Source organism: Mojavia sp. (genome assembly GCF_059505145.1).
This window is the reverse complement of sequence record NZ_JCACKA010000036.1, coordinates 142,097-159,946: the sequence shown is the minus strand read 5'-3', so window position 1 is coordinate 159,946 and position 17,850 is coordinate 142,097. Positions and strand designations below refer to the sequence as shown.

The following is a 17,850-nucleotide window of genomic DNA, read 5'->3' as shown; positions in this document are numbered from 1 at the left end:
GACTTCCTCATCAGCAGCTAAAGAATTTCCAACAGCCTCTAAGGAATTGGTAGGAAGTTTTTGTATCATTTTTTTATCCTTTATTGTTCGCAACCCAAGCCATCTGTCCCTTTGTTGAGAGCAGAGCGCTTCATACGATAAGCAGCGCGAGAAACTGATGTAATGGTGGGTTCTGGATCTGTTGCCGGAGTATCTTGAAGTTGGGCGAGTGCTTCTGCGAGTTCCGCCACTGTCGGAGACTCAAACATCAGGCGTAAGGGCAATTCCACCTGGAAAAGACCGCGCAACCGAGAGATTACCTGTGTTGCCAAGAGCGAGTGTCCCCCCAAATCTAAGAAGTTGTTGTGGATGCCGATGCGATCGCATCTGAGGACTTCAGCCCAAACACCAGCAATAGTTTGCTCTATAGCATTACGAGGCGCAGCAAATCCTGCTTCTAATTCTGACTTGGCTGGTGGCGCTACGCTTGCCGAACGTTGCTGCAAGGCACGCCGATCAACTTTGCCGCTTGGAGTAAGAGGCAAAGCATCCAGCAGGATAAAACTCGTAGGAACCATGTAGTCGGGTAACTTCTGCTTGAGAAAATTCCGTAAGTTAGCACTAACCGTGCGCTGCCAAACTTTTAAAAAGCCTTGGGTTTCGAGAAGATAGTGAACACCTTGCTCCCACAACTCTTGCAGGTCACGTGTAAGGTCGAGTTGAATTCCGGCTCGATTTTCTTGTTGCCAAGCTATACTCCCCAACAGCCATCGTTCCTCATTGGAACCTGGTAATTGCAAGCGCAGACGGACTGGTTGTCCCGGTTCAATATCACTGACGCCGACCAAACATACTCCACTGATAGAGATGTCGTCAGTTTCTAAGATAGCTGTTCGCTTACCAGTAAATTCCACCGGACAGGCAACTTGATAAGGAACTCGTTCTGGATAATGGGTATTAACAACGTAAGCCACCAGGCGCTTGTCACTCGCTACATCTTCTTGTACAACAACTACTGCTTCCCGCACATCTGGGTGCTGACTCAACACCGCCTCAATTTCGCCCAATTCGATACGGAACCCACGCAATTTCACCTGATGGTCGAGGCGTCCGAGGTATTCAATACTGCCATCAGGAAGGTAGCGAGCCAAGTCGCCAGTTTTATACAAACGCTCTTGTGAGTGCTGAGTGCTGAGGAGCCAGTGCGTTGCGCGGGGAACCCGCGTTGAAGCAACTGGCGTTGCTGAGTGAGATTTCAAAATAAACTTCTTAGCGGTCAGTTCTGGTCTGTTGAGGTAGCCTCGCCCGACACCAACTCCTCCAATGTAAAGTTCTCCAGGCACGCCAACGGGTACAGGTTGTAAATGGGAATCTAACAGGTAGATTTGTGTATTGCTGATCGGGCGACCGATGGGAACGGTTGATAAATTGCTATCTCGCTGGCATTTCCAAGCAGTAACGTCAATGGCGGCTTCTGTTGGGCCGTAGAGGTTGTGTAATTCGGCATTCAGTACAGCAAAGTAACGTGCTTGTAAACTAACGGGTAGGGCTTCACCGCTACAGATAATACGTTTGATGCAGTTGCAAGTTGTTACTTGTGGCTCTTCTAAGAAGACTTGCAGCATTGAAGGAACAAAGTGCAACGTTGTAATTTGCTGCTGAGTTATGACCTTCACTAAGTAACTGCTATCTTGATGTCCGCCCGGTTGAGCGATAACTAAACGAGCGCCTGTAATTAATGGCCAGAAAAATTCCCAAACCGATACGTCAAAACTGAAAGGTGTTTTTTGCAACACGCGATCGCTTTCTATTAATTGATAAGCTTCCTGCATCCACAACAAGCGATTGCAAATTCCTCGATGAGTATTCATCGCCCCTTTTGGCTTTCCGGTTGACCCAGAGGTGTAAATTACATACGCTAGGTTTTCGGCGTTAACTTCGCTATGGGGATTTTCTTCACTACATTGGGCAATGATTGACCAGTCGGTATCCAAGCAAATAACTTGTGCTTGGTGAGGTGGAAGAGAGACAACTAACTGCGACTGAGTAAGCAGAATGGGGACTTGGGCATCTTCGAGCATGAAAGCTAAACGTTCTTTAGGATAGCCCGGATCGAAGGGAACGTAAGCACCACCAGCTTTCAATATTCCTAGCAGTCCCACGACCATCTCTAAGGAACGTTCCATGCAAATACCAACTAGCACCTCAGACCCTACGCCTTGTGCTTTTAGGTGATGGGCGAGTTGATTGGCACGTTGGTTTAGTTCGTGGTAGGTAAGAGTAGGCTTGACACCTTCTAACCCATCAAAGATAACTGCAACAGCATCGGGAGAGCGTTCTACCTGCTGTGCAAATAATTGATGCAAACATACATTTAGAGGATAGTCTGCTTGGGTGTCATTCCACGCCTGCAACTGCTGCTTTTCTGGCTCAGTTAACAGAGGTAATTCTGAGAGTTTTTGTGTTGGATTTGCAACAACCGCTTCTAATACAGTTTGGAAATGCCCGACTAAGCGCACAATAGTCGCTGTATCAAATAAGTCAGTATTATATTCAAAGTAGCCCACTAAACCTTCCGGGCGATCGTCGAGCGAGAGCGTCATATCCATATTTGACGTTCCCGTATCCACAATTAAAGGACGCAAACTCCATCCAGAATCTAATACTGGTGTTGGCGGTTCCAGAACGAATAGCACTTGAAATAAGGGCTGATGACCGAGATGGCGTTCTGGTCGCAAGACTTCAACTAACTTTTGGAAGGGTACATCTTGATTGGCGTAAGCGCCTAAGGTAACTTCCCGCACTCGTCCCAACAGTTCTTGGAAACTGGGATTGCCGGAAAGGTCTGTCCGCAACACTAAGTTATTAATTAAAAACCCAATCAACCCAGCAATTTCGGGGCGATTCGATCCGGAAATTACCGCCCCTACAGAGATATCATCTTGTCGGGCATAACGTGCTAGTACCGTTTTGAATGCGGCTAGCAAGATCATAAACAGGGTAACTCCCTCACGGCTACTAAGCGCCTTCAGATCGTCTGCCAAACTTTTAGGCAATTTTAGCGAATGCCTTGACCCTCGGAAAGTTTCCATTGCCGGACGCGGACGGTCTGTTGGCAATTGCAGCATCGAAAGATTGGCAAGGTGCTTTTCCCAGTAAGCCAGTTGGGGCGCGAGAACTTCTGCTTGCAACCATTGCCGTTGCCAGTAAGCAAAGTCTGCATATTGAATTGATAATTCTGGTAACGGCGAAGGTTTGCTTTCACAAAAAGCTTCATAAAGTACCGCTAATTCTTGCAAAAAGACGTTGTACAGGGAAATGCCATCAAAGATGAGATGGTGCATCGTCATGTACAAACGATAATCTGTCTCAGTGAGCCTTACTAAAATCGCTCGCAGCAGAGGTAATTGAGTTAAGTCAAAGGGTTGCTGCGCCTGAACGCTTGCAAGTCGCAACGCTTCGGCTTCTCGTTCGGCTGTGGGAAGCGCTTGCAAATCTATAACAGGCAAAGAAATATAAGGAGCAGGATGGATTGCTTGAACGGGTTGTCCATCGACCATTTCAAACGTCGTGCGCCAAATTTCGTGCCGCCGGATAATTTCGTTAAAGCTTTGCTCTAGGGCAGTTGCATTCTGTAATCCAGGGAGGCGAAAATCCGCAGACTGGTTAGATAAGGCAGTACCGGGAATCAATTGTTCAAAGAACCACAAGCGCTGTTGCGAAAACGAAAGCGGTAAGTTTTGATTCCGAGGAATAGGAACAATGGGAGGTGCTTGCAGCCCAGGTTTTTCTTGGCTGCTTTCTATTTGCTGGGCGAGTTGGGCAATAGTGGGCGAGTCGAACAGCGATCGCATAGGCAAATCTACCTGATAGCTGTCGCGGATGCGGGAAACTACCTGAATGGCGAGTAAGGACTGTCCGCCCAATTCTAAGAAGTTGTCTTGAATGCCGACTCGTTCTAGTCCCAGCACTTCTGCCCAAATTTCTGCCAGTCCTGTTTCTAAGGGCGTGCGCGGCGAGACAAAGTTTTCTGCTAGTTCCGGTCGAGTTCCATCGGGGGCTGGTAATGCTTTGCGATCAACTTTACCGTTGGGCGTAATCGGGAGGGCATCCAACAAAAGAAAGCGATCGGGCACCATATAGTCAGGTAACTTTTCTTGCAAGTAACTCCGCAGTTGCGGAATCAGCTTGCGAGCCAGTTTACTTTTAAGGGGATTGTTGGCGTAAGCGCTCCAAGGTTGGGGATGAAAGGTTTGAGAATGGGCATGGGGCATCGGGGAGCCAGTGCGTTGGTGAGGCAGTCCGGTCTTGGGGGTTTCCCCCAGGAGGAACTGCCGAAAGGGTTTCCCGACTTGAGGCAACTGGCGTGATTGGGCATTGGTAACTCCTTCCTCATGCCCAAAAACTCTATCTCCTTGTGGTTGGAGTTTTTCATTAGGACTGCCTTCTTTGTAGACGAGGGGTGGGATATCTCGCCGCTGAAACACCACGTCGTAACAACCTGCAACATCAGACCAGATGATATCGATGTTGTACGGTAGGTCTTCGCTGAATGCCCACAGTTCCTCTGGATCTATTCCCCATCCTTGCAAAGTTGGCAATATCTGGGTGCGAAACTCATCGACTGTCTCAACACCATCGCTATTTGCCAACCATTCTAGAGTCTTGACTTCTGTGGATAAACGTGCATCAGGAACTTGTCGCAGTCCCAATATCTCTGGCTGGGTTTCGGTGAGGTGTTGGCGGAGTGCTGGTAACGTGAGTTCCTGCTGCTGCCAGTCTAACCAGGTGATATCGCCTGAAGAACTAACTTCGCTACCGATGTGGAGGGTGACATCGTAGCGGAAGCGAGTTAATTCATTGTGATGGACACCGCGTTTGAGTTGAATTTGAACACGGCCAATTTGAGGAAAGTGCTGTTGCAAGGCGAGGAAAAAGCCAGGATCAATAACAAGTTCTTCCTCTTGGGCAAAGCGCGATCGCACTCGTTCTTGTAATTGTGTTCGTGTTAGCGAATCGGGAGCTTGATATAGTTGCACAGAGGCATGATACGCTTCCAACAACGGCAAACTACGGACATCGCCTACAAAAATACGACCGCCCGGTTTCACCGCCTTGACTGCCCCTGCCATTACTTGCACCATATAGTCGATGCTGGGGAAGTTTTGGCTAACTGAGTTCAAAATCACCGTGTCAAAGCTGGCTGGTTCAATACCTGCAAAGTTATCAGCCGTGCGGTGTCCTAACTTGATTTGCGGTAACTTTTGGTCAAATCGCTGTAATTGTTGCTGGAGATATTGCAGCACTTGTTGAGAAAAATCAGTTCCCCAATAAAGGCTGCACTGCGGTGCAATGCGGAACATTAACATTCCCGTTCCACAACCAAGTTCTAAAACCTGCTTGGGTTGCAAAGATTGAATTCGCGCCACAGTTTGTTCAACCCATTCGCGCATTTGGGCTTCTGGGATAGGTAAACCTGTGTAGCTGCTATTCCATCCAGCAAAATTGAATGTATGATCGCGATCGCCAGAGGTTTGTTTGTAAGTTTCATTAGAAACGCTTTGCCATTGCGAGATAAACTCAGCTTGTAAATCGGCAACTTGTTCCGGTTCGCCTTCGTATTCAGGATTTTGAACAACATAAGCGATTAAGCGGTTCTGTCCCGGTACGTCTTCGCGTGCCATCACGACTGCTTGCTGCACACCTGGGTGATGTCCGATTACCGCTTCAATTTCACCAAGTTCGATTCTATAACCGCGAACTTTCACTTGTTCATCAATGCGTCCCAAAAACTCCAAGCTACCATCAGGGAGGTAACGAGCTAAGTCGCCAGTTTTATATAGTCTGGTGACTGGTGACTGGTGACTGGGGATTGGGAAATTCTCCTCTGCTCCTCTGCCCTCTGCCTTCTTCAAAATAAACTTCTCTGCCGTCAATTCCGGTCGGTTGAGATAGCCTCTTGCTAAACCCAACCCGCCGATGTATATTTCGCCAGGTACACCGACAGGTACAGGCTTTAACTGTTCGTCTAATAAATAAACTTGCTTGTTAGCAATCGGATAGCCGATAGGAGGTTTTTTAATATTGGGGGTGCATTCAGCAATTGTCGCGCAAACAGTTACTTCTGTTGGGCCGTAGGCGTTGAAGAAGCGGCGACCAGGTGCCCAACGGTTAATCAGTTCGGGGGGACAGGCTTCGCCAGCAACAATGAGCGATCGCAAATCGGGTAATTCTTGTACGGGTAGAACGGCTAAGGCTGATGGTGGTAGCGTTACTGTTGTAATTCGCTGTTCGCGTAACAGCTTTAGCAAACCCGTTCCTGGCATCAATGAGTCCTGCGTTGCTAAAACTAGTGTTGCGCCTGCTAGCAATGCCATGAAAATTTCTGACACAGAGGCATCGAAGCTAAAGGAAGCAAATTGCAAAATGCGGCTATCTGGTTGTACGTCGAAGATGCGGATCTGTTCTCTGGCTAGGTTGCCAACTCCCGCGTGCGGAACTAAGACACCTTTAGGTTTGCCTGTAGAACCGGAGGTGTAAATCACATAAGCAAGGTTGTCTGAAGTGACTTCACTGGTAAGGTTTTCTGGGCTGTGTTGGGCAATTGCATCCCAATCTGTATCTAAGCAAATAATTCGTGCGTTGTGCGCCGGGAGAGACTCAACCAAACTTTGCTGAGTTAGCAACACTGGTACTTGGGAGTCTTCTAACATGAACGCCAAGCGTTCTTTAGGGTAACTGGGATCTAGAGGAACGTAAGCACCGCCTGCTTTCAAGATGCCTAATATCCCAACAATCATTTCGATTGTACGCTCCAGACAAATACCTACCAGTACTTCTGGCCCTATGCCTAAAGTTTTTAGGTAATGTGCTAGTTGATTGGCACGAGTATTTAACTCTTGGTAGGTGAGGACGCTTTGAAAGGCTTGCTGGTGAGACGGTTGTTCTAAAATTGGTAGCAGGCTAACCTGCTGATTTTCCAACCCCTCAAATACTATCGCTATAGAATCAGGTGATTGCTCCACCTGAACTTCAAATAGCTGGTGGATAGATGCATCTTGAAAGTAACTAAGCATTTAATTCTAGCTTCCCCTGAAAATTGAATAAGCGATTTTGATGCAACTTGATTGTCAAGCAGCTTGCCTTAAGCGAGGTAGCTGAACGATTCTGCTTAAAGCCACAGCAGAGATTTTCCACGTTTATTAATTGTCGTTAGCGATCGCAGTGCTGATTTTCTAATTTTTAGTCTAAAAAAATACTAATGTGAATGAGAAATTTACTTAAAATGTAGTGGCATAGAAAAATCGTCATGTTTAGAGATTTAAGCGGCTTATGACAAGTAAAAGCAAGCTAAAAATATTGTTCCCATGAAATAAACAAAGTTAACAAGCCTAGCCCTCTTCTGTCACTCTCCGAAAACAAAAATCGAAGGCAACTTTTAAAACTCTGACTGGGGTTAGGTTTGTGGCTTTATTTTCTAATATGATGGATATCATCATAGCTTTAGGCTGAAACTCTTGTCTGATAAGGGTTATATCTTTTTATCTAGGGAAAGTGACAGAAGAGGGCTAGGAACTTCCAAGGAATAAAATCACCAACATAAGAATGATAATCATTGTTAGAAAGAAGGAGAAGCAGCCGTCGGCTGCTTCTCCTTCCCTTTTTGTAGTAAATTCGATTGGGAGGAAAAATTTTGGGTGGAGAGGAGTGTTAATAGAATTAACTGATTCAGTCAAAACAGTATTTAAGGAAACAGCAAGGCAACTCAAAAGTTGGCAATTTTCAGAGATAAAAACATTTATTCTGAATCAAGATAATGGTAGAGAGAATAATTCTCGGTTTAAATGTCAGCTTATGATTTTTGTTGAGTAATTTATTCCTTGGAAGTCCCTTAAAAGTGATTTTTGGAGCTTTTTTAGACCTGTGAATTTGTTCAATACCTTTGTTAGACAAGCACCTCCTAAATTACCCTTATTCAAAATACCGTATTTTTAAAAGAGCCGCACCAAATAATTTATCACTCATGTTTAGCAATGGTATCAATAAAACCAGAAAAAGCGGTTATTAAGCGTATATTTACAGCTTATTAATACAAATCAAATGTATATTTAAATACAGAAATAATTTTGTTAATAAAGTTTGTATTTACAACTACCAAGTTATTTAAAATTTTATGTGACTTTGGATAGAAGATATAAAAAAAGAATTACGTTAATCTTTGGAAATATTTGAGCGGAAATTTGAGGATCAAACCTTAAAGACTTGACAAGTTTTAGATTCAGGCATATGGAATGTTTATGAATTAAGATTACGTAAATAAACAAATAAAATTTATGAGTAGTGCGAAAGTAGCTATTGTTATTGTTACCTGGAACAAGCTACGTGATGTTTCCTTGGTGATTGAAGACATTAAGGGACTGAATTTACAGCATTTAGAACTAGATATTTATGTTGTAGATAATGCTTCAACGGATGGTACTCAAAGTTACTTAGAACAGCACTATTCTTTTGTCAAAATTTTGCAAACAGGTAACAATATAGGCGGTTCTGGTGGATTTTCTTACGGTTTAGAATTTGTTAGCAGACTGGAATATGATTACATCTGGCTACTTGATGATGATGTACGTCTAGATTCCCTAGCTTTAATGCCGCTAATTAAAACTTTACAAAATTATCCTGAAGTAGGATTAGTTGGTTCTCAAATTCGGAAATTAAAACAACCAAATTTAATTCAAGAATTAGGTAGCTATATTAATTATAAAAAGGCACATTTGACAACAAATTTTAGTAATTTTAGTCATATTTCAATTGCAGGTTCTTTTCAAGATATATCGTATATTAACGTCGATGTTTGTGCATCTGCGTCATTATTAATACGTAAAGAAATTATCCATAACTTAGGAGTATTTGAAGACTATTTTTTACATTTTGATGATGTAGAGTGGTGTTTGCGAGCCAAGCAAGCTGGTTGGATTGTAGCAGTTAATCCAGCTTCTATCGTTTGGCATGATTCACCTGATTTTAAATGTAGACCCTGGATTAATTATTATGATGAGCGCAATCTCTGTTACTGTTGGCAAAAACATCGACCTGACTTAGTCTTAAAAAGAGTCGTTGTAAGTTTGCCGCGTCTAGTTTATTACGCTGCAACAGGGCGGTACTTTCTAGCTGAACTTTCCCTGACAGGTCTTCAAGACTTCCTTGCAGGTATTCGTGGAAAGATGCCAAGATCACTAAATTATAAACAATATTCTCTAGATGAGATTATTAACCAACCTTCTAAGGTTTTCGTACAATTTAGTGTTTATGAAGATGATTTACAAACTAAAATTTTCACCAAAATGAAGGAAGAGCAAAAACTAACTTTATGCTATCTTCCCCAAACGTTAGAAAAGCGTTTTTGGTTATGGTTATTTGCTTTTTTTTGCAAACCGATAGATGTAGCTTTTATTAATTGTAAACAGCCCAACCTTTATGCATTTAATCTAGCAAAAAAAATTTATTATTTTGCAGGGGATGGTTATATACCAGTTTCAATGAATGTTTTAGCTATTATCCAAGCAGTGGCTCAAACTATCAGTCAAATGTGGCAGATATATTGGCAAGTTCGCAAACTCAAGTTATCAGCAATGCCGAACATGTCGCCAACCTTAGTATCTCCCTTAGTCTCAATTGTAATTTGCACAAGCGATCGCCATCATTTTTTGGAAAAAGCGCTGAAATCTCTCGAACTCATACGCTACCCAGATATTGAAGTGATTGTGATTGATGCCTCATTAACAACACAAACAAGTGAAATAGTTAGTAGCGTAACTAGCAACAATAAGTTGACAGTAAAATTTTTGAGAATTGAGCTTCAAAATATTAGCTATTCCCGCAATCAAGGAATTAAACTAGCATCAGGTTCAATTATTGCTTTTTTTGATGATGATGCAATTCCGCCATCAGTATGGATAGATAAATTGCTATTTACCTATTCGCTACATGGCAACAAATGTGGCGCGGTTGGAGGTACAGTTAGAGACTTAACTCGTGCCGATCATCCCCTACAGTTTCATCGTGGTATTACCAATGTTTTGAGCAAAACAATTGCAATCCGCCCTGCTAATGCTGTTGATTATAATCAAGCATACGGTTTTTGGTTTAATAGTTTAATGGGAACAAATTCATCTTTTAAAAAAGATTTATTAGAGAAAATTAATGGTTACGATGAATTTTTTGATTACTTTTTGGATGAAACTGATGTTTGTTTACGTCTAATTCAAGCGGGTTATGAAGTCCATTATGCTGATGTTACTGTAAATCACTATCCTCAACCTAGCCATAACCGCATAGACCAAAAACATCTGACTTGTTGGTATTCTCTAGCAAAAAATACAACTTATTTTGCTTTTAAGCATGGGTTTAGAAAACTCCCATTTCTCATATTCGTTGCTCGTTTAATCTTACTTTTAATCCATCGCTGCCTACTGAGAATATTGCGATTAAAATTCACGCATAATCTTCCAGTTTTAACTTTAATTAAGTACATCCAGCAAAGTTTCTACGGATTTTGTATTGGCTGGAATGCTGGGATAAATTTGTATAAACCTAATCTTAATAAAGCTAATTTTGGTTGAGTAGTCCTATATTTTATCCAGCAACAATTGTGTCGGTAACAGTAAAGTCGTTTCTAATACTAAACCCCTTATTGCCCGTGATTGAAAGTATTCGTCAAATTTCGTTCTCAGGAACAATACCCAATGTTTATCTAATTGCACACTCTCTTTTAAGTGGAATTATTTTTTTTGTACTAGGGCTAAGTTGCTTTCGTTGGTGGCGATATTCATTCATGGATGTACTGTAAATGGAAGTTATTCGTCTAAATCAAGTTTCTTTGTGGCGACGCACGCAAGAAGAGTTTTCTTATGATTACCAGATCGCCATCTATTTTAGAGTTTGCAGAACTACAAGAATATTCCTTAGCCCCTGTGAAAGTCTTGTCATCCGGTATGGCGGCGCGGTTGGGGTTTGCGATCGCAACTGATGTGCAGCCAGACATTTTGATTCTGGATGAAATATTATCGGTGGGGGATGAAAGTTTTAAAAACAAGTGTAAACAGCGAATTGAAAAGTTTTGGGCTGCGGATGCTACCGTTTTAGTAGTTTCTCATGATTTGGAATTTGTTAAACAGTCATGTGAGCGCGTAATTTGGTTGGATAAAGGAAAGGTAAAGTTAATTGGAGAAGCCAATCAAGCCATTGAAGCCTATTTGACAAGTATGATACACACACATCATTCTACTATTTCTCTTTAAAATTCAGATTTCTAATATGGATAATATAAAAATGACAGATGTTATTTTGACCCCAAAGCTAGAACAGGAAACCACATTAACTGACGTTAAACTTCAAAATATTATTTTACCAAATACAGATATTTGTACTGTTGAAGAACTTTTTTTAAGACTAAATAATAAATGTTTATTGAATTATGAGCAAAATCTTGTTGAGCTAAAAGAAGGAGGAATTATTAAGTTTAATACTTATTTTAATGCTTTCTCATCTCACAAATGGCAAGAATATACGATTGTCAAAACTATAAATATTAAATTATTGTTACAGGGAAGATTTCACATTAAACTTTTGCATATAGATTATTTGTCAGGCTACGCTAACTTAATTGATCAAAAGTTAATTACTAACAATGATTTAACTGAAGTTAGGGTTTTCAATAACATCAAAATACAGGAATATAAAGGATTACTATACATTCAAATTGAGGCTTTTAAAAATAATAGTATATTTGCAGGTGGCTATTTTTATACAGAAGTTGACGTTTTGCCAAAAATTGACACAAAAATTGCTATTATTATATGCACTTATAAAAGAGAAAATTACATTAATAATAATATTAAAATTCTGCAAAAATATTTATTGAGCAATCCTAATTTAGAAAATGCTTTTGAGATATTTGTGATTGATAATGGGAGAACATTAAGTAGCTTCACTAATTCTCAAATTCATTTAATACCTAATAAAAATACGGGTGGTAGTGGCGGTTATACTAGAGGAATTATAGAAGTTTTAAAGCGTAAATTATATTTTTCTCACATCATACTTATGGATGATGATATTATTATAGCTCCAGAATCATTAGAAAGAATTTACAATTTTCAAAAAGTAAATAATCAAAAAGACTTATGCCTTGGTGGTAGTATGCTCAAACTAGACAGCAAATATATCCAACATGAAAATGGGGGTGTATGGGATGATGTGGTTGTCAGAGTAAAGCCAGATCTTGATTTAAGAATTTTAAAAAATGTTTTATTTAATGAAATAGAGGAATACATTAACTACAATGCTTGGTGGCTTTTTTGCTTTCCGACAAAAGTTATAGATGATTTTAAGCTACCCTACCCATTTTTTATAAGAGGGGATGACATAGAACTGTCTATGAGGTTAATGCTAAAAATCGTAACTCTTAATGGTATATGTGTGTGGCACGAATCATTTGAGAGTAAATATTCTCCTACACAAAATTATTACATGAGGAAGAATGAAATAATTTTAAATTTTATTTATTCTGAGCAATTTAATAAATTGGATGCTATTAAGCTGATTTTAAAATCTACTCTGAGAGAGGCATTGTGCTACAAATATAAAACGGCAAACCTTATTTTGGAAGGGATATCAGATTTATTGAAAGGCCCTGACAGCTTAAAAGAAACAGATCCAGAGAAGAAAAATTTATTAATTTTAACTAAAGGAGAAAAAACTACAAAAAAAGTAGAGCTACCATTTGTCTATGAAAAGTATGCTAAAAGCATAGCTGAGACAGAGAATTCTTTACACCGTTGGTTTAGGAGAATTACATTAAACGGTCATCTATTACCTATTTTTTTATTTCATAAAGATAATAAATTATCTCAAAGGGGATATACAATTGTTCCAACGCATGGATATAGGCCTATTAATTTTTTTAGAGCTAGAAAAGCTTTGTACTATAACTTAACTAACCAAGAAGGGTTTATAGCTAAAATATCACGATGGGAATTTTTTAGAGTTTTTGTTAGAACAAGCATAATATGTTTAAAAATATTCATAAATTTTTCTCGTTTGAAGCAACTTTATAGGCAAACGCTACCTGAACTTACTAATAAAAGTTTTTGGGAAAGCTATTTAGAAATAAATAAACACTCTAATAATTTATAAGTTATACTTCTTTTAACTTTTCATGCAATATAGTAAAGGTCATTTCAAGCGTGCCATTCCATCCTCAAGGCTAATAGACGCTTCAACCAAAGAAATTAGTATTTCCTTTGGCTGCTAATTCATGTAAATTTTTTGCAGATGTAATATTTGTTAGATTGTGCAAGATAAACTCTACAACGTTTTAAACGCACGGGCCCGCTTGGGTGAAGGCCCGATCTGGGATGATACCGAAAAATTGCTTTACTGGGTTGATATCTTTAATCATCGGGTACATCAGTTCCACCCTGCTAGTGGGAAAAATGTGTTTTTTGATGTAGGCGATGTAGTAGGGGCGATCGCTTTTGCTGGTGCAAATCGGTTGATTATGGCGCAACGTCATAGTTTAGCATTCCTTGATATTCAGACAGGTACAGTTACCTCAATTGTTGAGATGGAAACAGATTTGCTCGATAATCGTTTCAATGATGGCAAATGCGATATACAAGGTCGCTTTTGGTTCGGCTCAATGTCTGCTTCAGAGAAAGAGCAAGCTAGCCTTTATCGCTATGACTTTGATGGTTCATTACAAGTGATGGAAACAGGACTGACTGTTTCCAATGGTTTAGGCTGGAGTCCAGATCAAAAAACATTTTACTTGACAGATTCTCCAAAGCAAAAAATATATGCTTATGACTTTGATGCGGTCACAGGTAATATTAGCAACCGCCGTATTTTTGTTGATTTAACTGGTGAGTCTTTCTATCCTGATGGGCTGACCATAGATAGTCAAGGATATATATGGTCAGCAATGTGGAATGGATGGTGTGTAATTCGTTTCAGCACAGAAGGACAAGAAGTTTTCCGCTTACAGCTACCAGTACCACTTGTAACTAGCTGCACCTTCGGAGGCGAGGATTTACAGATACTTTATATCACCACTGCCTCTATTGGCCTTAGCCAACGAGAAATTGAAAAAAGTTTTAACTCTGGTGATTTATTTGCCTTTAATACTGATGTTATGGGATTACCAACGTATGAGTTTAACTTGTCTAAAAGACATAAACAAGTTTATCGGCGATCTCATTAGCGTGAACGGCACGTCTTCTCCTTCTTTGACGAAGACAGCGAACCAGACGCGTAGGGTAGCTTGCTTGTTGTGATTGAGTACGACGAACGCTGCCACAACCCAACAATTCACCCCATATTTTATTTTAGTTTTTTGTGCCTATACTTTTATTCTTTGGCATCAGTTGACAGGAGGCTTGAGACGCAGGTGGGTAAATAAACCTTTAAACACCTTTACTGAAGCTTTGGAAGCCTTTAGAACAGCTATGTCTTATCGATTTTTTGACTGGTTGACCTTCAACCGTGACGTATTTGCTGCGAATATCGCTAGTTTACCTAATAAATTCTCATCCTATTTGCGGATTATAGGGAATATCATTTTCAGATATGTTCTATTTAGAGGTATTCGGATGATTCGCAGGAAGCATTATGGCTGATCTAACTAGCAAAACAGACAACGAACCCAATACAAACAACGAACGCAATCTTTCAGATATACCCATCGAAGATACTGATCTTCTTTCGGATATACCTATAGAAGATACTGGCGAACCAATTATTTCAGATCTATCCCAGGCAATTACTGAATCGTATGGAACGGGTGTGGCCCTAGAGCCTGGGCTTGAAATCGGCGGACGAACCATGCACGACCGGATGGAGCAGTACACATCAGCTAGTCCAGAACTAACGGGAGGTGATATTGATGCTCGTTGGGATCAGGCTGAAGCAGTTGGTGATGAAGCAGTGGGAGGAACTGTTCCTACTCCTGATCAGAGCATTGTTGAAGAACTCGGAGTTGCTGTTGGGTTAAATTATGACGACGGGGTATCTCTTCAGACAAACGAGATTTTGGAGTCACGTGACTCTGGTAGATGGGAGTTAGACCCCATGTCTTCGGAAGATTATCAGGAGCGTTGAGTGTTATCTGGAAACGTGCGATGCCGCTGTTTCTCCCACCGTAGGTAATCGCATTATCCGTGTGATTCAAACCCAGTGCTTGGATAAGGATTTGAGTGAACCCTCTCAATAAGAGAACTCAAAAAAAATTAACCAATCTTGATTAATACTAATGAGGAGCAATTTATGGCGATCCAAGAATCTCCCGACACCAGGCCAACAGACTTAGATATCTCTGGAAACGTTGATACACCAGATACACCAGCTATGCCAGAACCAGATGCAAGTGTTACTTTAGGCGATTCGGCAAGCAACCCTTTAACCATTTTTCCGCTGTCGGAAGAAGAACAAGCAACGGAGTATTGGCAAGACACTGAAGATGCCGAACGCTCAACAACAGCTAGTGAGGGGGAGTAAAGCGATTAAAAATTACATTTTATGTACCTCCAGGCTTTCGTTAAGTTGCAATTGATGCGGACTCAAAAGCTGATTAGCAACTGGTACGAAGTGCAAAAAAACTATTTGATGGGGTACGTTGCTTGCAGCCGTTGACATCGCTCCTTCCCCAAAACCTGTCATCGATCCTGTTAAGAGTTCCCTGCCTCAACGAGTAATTTCACAACTTATTTAGGATTGCTATAGAAGCATTTCAAAAAATTGTTGAAGATCTCAAGGGAAGCATTGAAGATTTTGGCATTCATGATTGGGGAAAGGCTCCTTATGGCGCTGCTTGTCATGCATGGCGACCTAATGTCAAGTCAGGAGAGGTAATGGTACGTTTAAGAGCCTTTAGCCTGATCGATGACCAATACAAGCATAAAAATATTCATATCTGCGGAGAAGCTTACTCTGATTACCAAGGATTTATTGAAGGTGCGTTGCGTTCTGTTCAGGACGTGTTGAAATGGATTGAGGCGCAAGAGGAACGAGAAAATGTTAGTAGACCAAAAACTTCTGCGTTAGCGAAGCTCACCGAAGGTATCGCTCTGTAATGAATACCTATTTCAGTATAATTTTGCTTAAAAACTGTGTTTTAAATACTAATGTTGAATGGCTCAGTTGGACTAGGAAACCCCATAATTAAAATTAGGGGTTTCAAGCGAGGACACCGTATGCCTTATACTGTGTATTTTGAAATACATATTTTATGTAATTAATACTTAAATGTAGGCAGCTCAAATCCTTTTTCTTCGGGGCTAATTTCTTTCCCTACACCCTACACCTGCCCCCGTTGGCGCACTCTGTCTACGACACGCTCCGCAAACGTAGAGAAGGGGCTTGGTCACTGTCACCATAATGAGCTAATTAATAGGAACTTCTCGATTGTGGGGAGCATCGATTCAACTAGCTAAATAACATAGGTAAGGTAGTAAAGAGCAATGCGCCGAGCAGTATTATTCCTATCCAAATTTGTAATCAGCCTATGGACTATACTAGTCGTTTCTTTTTTATCCTTACTTATATTTAACGCTCCAAACGTACCTAATACTGCTCCTTTTGCTGAAGTATCGATTAAAACTAACAATGGCTCTACCATTCACTTACCCAACCGAATATTTAACTGCACAGAAACAGGACAAGAATTTCAGTGTCAGGCAAACATCCAAGATCGTTTGCTCAAGCTCACCCTGACAAAAGGAAGTGAGTATAAATATGACCTAAGCAATTGTCGAGCGTTGTACAACAATCAACCGATTGACTGTTCGGAGAAGGGACAAACCTATGCCCCCATAATTGCCAAAATATACGAGATTACAAACCCGGAATTAACTCCTCAACAACTACAGGCAGTTAGGCAGAAATATTGGGGCATTAATGCCCTTAAACAATTCGGTGAACTTGGCTTAATGTGGATCAGTACGGGGCTGTCACTTGTCGCAGGTCTTAATGCCGCCTTCCTAGCCTGGTTTTATCCAGGGAAACTTAGCAAAGCCTTTGCAAGCCTTGTATGTGGATTTGGAATGTATCGCTTCGTCTGGGGATTACTGGGTCGTGTGCAGTTTGACGTTGTAACACCCTATGGATTTACGCCCGACAGTTGGTCTTGGGTTGTCGATGGAGGAGCGTTGATTGCGGGTGTGGGAACGCTTATTGCCACCGCTTTGGTGCTTTGGAGAAGATTTCACCGCTTCATCAGACTTCCGATGAGCATTAGCAGTAGCGTAGGAATTTTCAACCTCTGCTCGTTCTCCCTTTTATGGATATTTACTTATTTACCTTCTTTATTTGGTTTCACCGAAACCTTGTTACAAAACAGGTCTGTGCTGATGTGGGTCGGCACAACTATTTCGTCTACCTTTGCAATTGTTGCTGCAATCTTATTTTATTTACATACCAATCAATCCATCAAAAAGTTTCTCTGCCTCAGCAGTGGCATTGGTGCAGTAGCTTTAGCCATAAATCTTTTCTTGTTTGTTCTGTTAGGATTAGGATATGCAGACTAAAAAAGATGCTCCCCTTAATACATCTCATTCCTTTGCAGCTTGGTTGAGCAATCTTTGGGTCTCTTGGATGACGACGAAAAGCTCTCAGCTTGGCAAGACCTGCCAGATGTTTGAGAATTTGCGATACGCTGCTGACGTATTGAAATGGAAGACTGGTATCGTAGCGATCGCCCCCAGAGTATACCCCAGTCATTATTAGAAAACACCAATCAAACTTTCCTCACTCCCCATATTGGATCTGCCGTTGATGATACGCTCTCTAAGTTCTATTATTTCTTGGGTAGAGAGCGCA

General features: G+C 41.0%; 9 protein-coding genes and 2 pseudogenes. 10 read left to right on the top strand and 1 reads right to left on the bottom strand.

Features of this window, described 5'->3' with window-relative positions; genetic code table 11:
* Positions 1 to 80: 80 nt before the first annotated feature.
* Positions 81 to 7,004 carry an amino acid adenylation domain-containing protein gene (locus AC5JL8_RS06990; protein WP_495879064.1) on the bottom strand — a complete coding sequence of 2,308 codons (6,924 nt, stop codon included), beginning with the start codon at positions 7,002 to 7,004 and terminating at the stop codon, positions 81 to 83.
* A 1,308-nt stretch (positions 7,005 to 8,312) separates the two neighbouring features.
* Between AC5JL8_RS06990 and AC5JL8_RS06985 the strand changes: the two genes are divergently transcribed.
* The 10 genes and pseudogenes from AC5JL8_RS06985 to AC5JL8_RS06940 all read left to right on the top strand — a co-directional run bounded on the left by AC5JL8_RS06985 (position 8,313) and on the right by AC5JL8_RS06940 (position 17,757).
* Positions 8,313 to 10,598, top strand: a complete 2,286-nt coding sequence (locus AC5JL8_RS06985; RefSeq protein ID WP_495879055.1) for a glycosyltransferase — start codon at positions 8,313 to 8,315, stop codon at positions 10,596 to 10,598.
* A gap of 288 nt (positions 10,599 to 10,886) precedes the next feature.
* Positions 10,887 to 11,276 (top strand): annotated as a pseudogene (locus AC5JL8_RS06980) (ABC transporter ATP-binding protein); the annotation flags it as partial.
* A gap of 31 nt (positions 11,277 to 11,307) precedes the next feature.
* Positions 11,308 to 13,173: a glycosyltransferase family 2 protein gene (locus AC5JL8_RS06975; RefSeq protein WP_495879054.1), complete on the top strand. Its 1,866-nt coding sequence runs from the start codon at positions 11,308 to 11,310 to the stop codon at positions 13,171 to 13,173.
* 154 nt (positions 13,174 to 13,327) lie between these two features.
* Positions 13,328 to 14,239 (top strand): SMP-30/gluconolactonase/LRE family protein, encoded by a 912-nt coding sequence (locus tag AC5JL8_RS06970; RefSeq protein WP_495879063.1) that lies wholly within the window; start codon positions 13,328 to 13,330, stop codon positions 14,237 to 14,239.
* 115 nt (positions 14,240 to 14,354) lie between these two features.
* A pseudogene (locus AC5JL8_RS06965) lies at positions 14,355 to 14,552 on the top strand (IS701 family transposase); the annotation flags it as partial.
* A gap of 94 nt (positions 14,553 to 14,646) precedes the next feature.
* Complete coding sequence (locus AC5JL8_RS06960) at positions 14,647 to 15,135, top strand: DUF6335 family protein (protein WP_495879053.1); 489 nt, start codon at positions 14,647 to 14,649, stop codon at positions 15,133 to 15,135.
* A gap of 165 nt (positions 15,136 to 15,300) precedes the next feature.
* Positions 15,301 to 15,531 carry a hypothetical protein gene (locus AC5JL8_RS06955; RefSeq protein ID WP_495879052.1) on the top strand — a complete coding sequence of 77 codons (231 nt, stop codon included), beginning with the start codon at positions 15,301 to 15,303 and terminating at the stop codon, positions 15,529 to 15,531.
* Positions 15,532 to 15,884: 353 nt separating this feature from the next.
* Positions 15,885 to 16,106, top strand: a complete 222-nt coding sequence (locus AC5JL8_RS06950; protein ID WP_495879051.1) for a hypothetical protein — start codon at positions 15,885 to 15,887, stop codon at positions 16,104 to 16,106.
* Positions 16,107 to 16,493: 387 nt separating this feature from the next.
* Entirely contained in the window at positions 16,494 to 17,558 is a 1,065-nt protein-coding gene (locus AC5JL8_RS06945; RefSeq protein ID WP_495879050.1) for a hypothetical protein, read from the top strand.
* Positions 17,548 to 17,757, top strand: a complete 210-nt coding sequence (locus AC5JL8_RS06940) for a hypothetical protein (protein WP_495879049.1) — start codon at positions 17,548 to 17,550, stop codon at positions 17,755 to 17,757. Before AC5JL8_RS06945 ends, AC5JL8_RS06940 begins: the two co-directional genes overlap by 11 nt.
* The last annotated feature ends 93 nt before the right edge of the window (positions 17,758 to 17,850 follow it).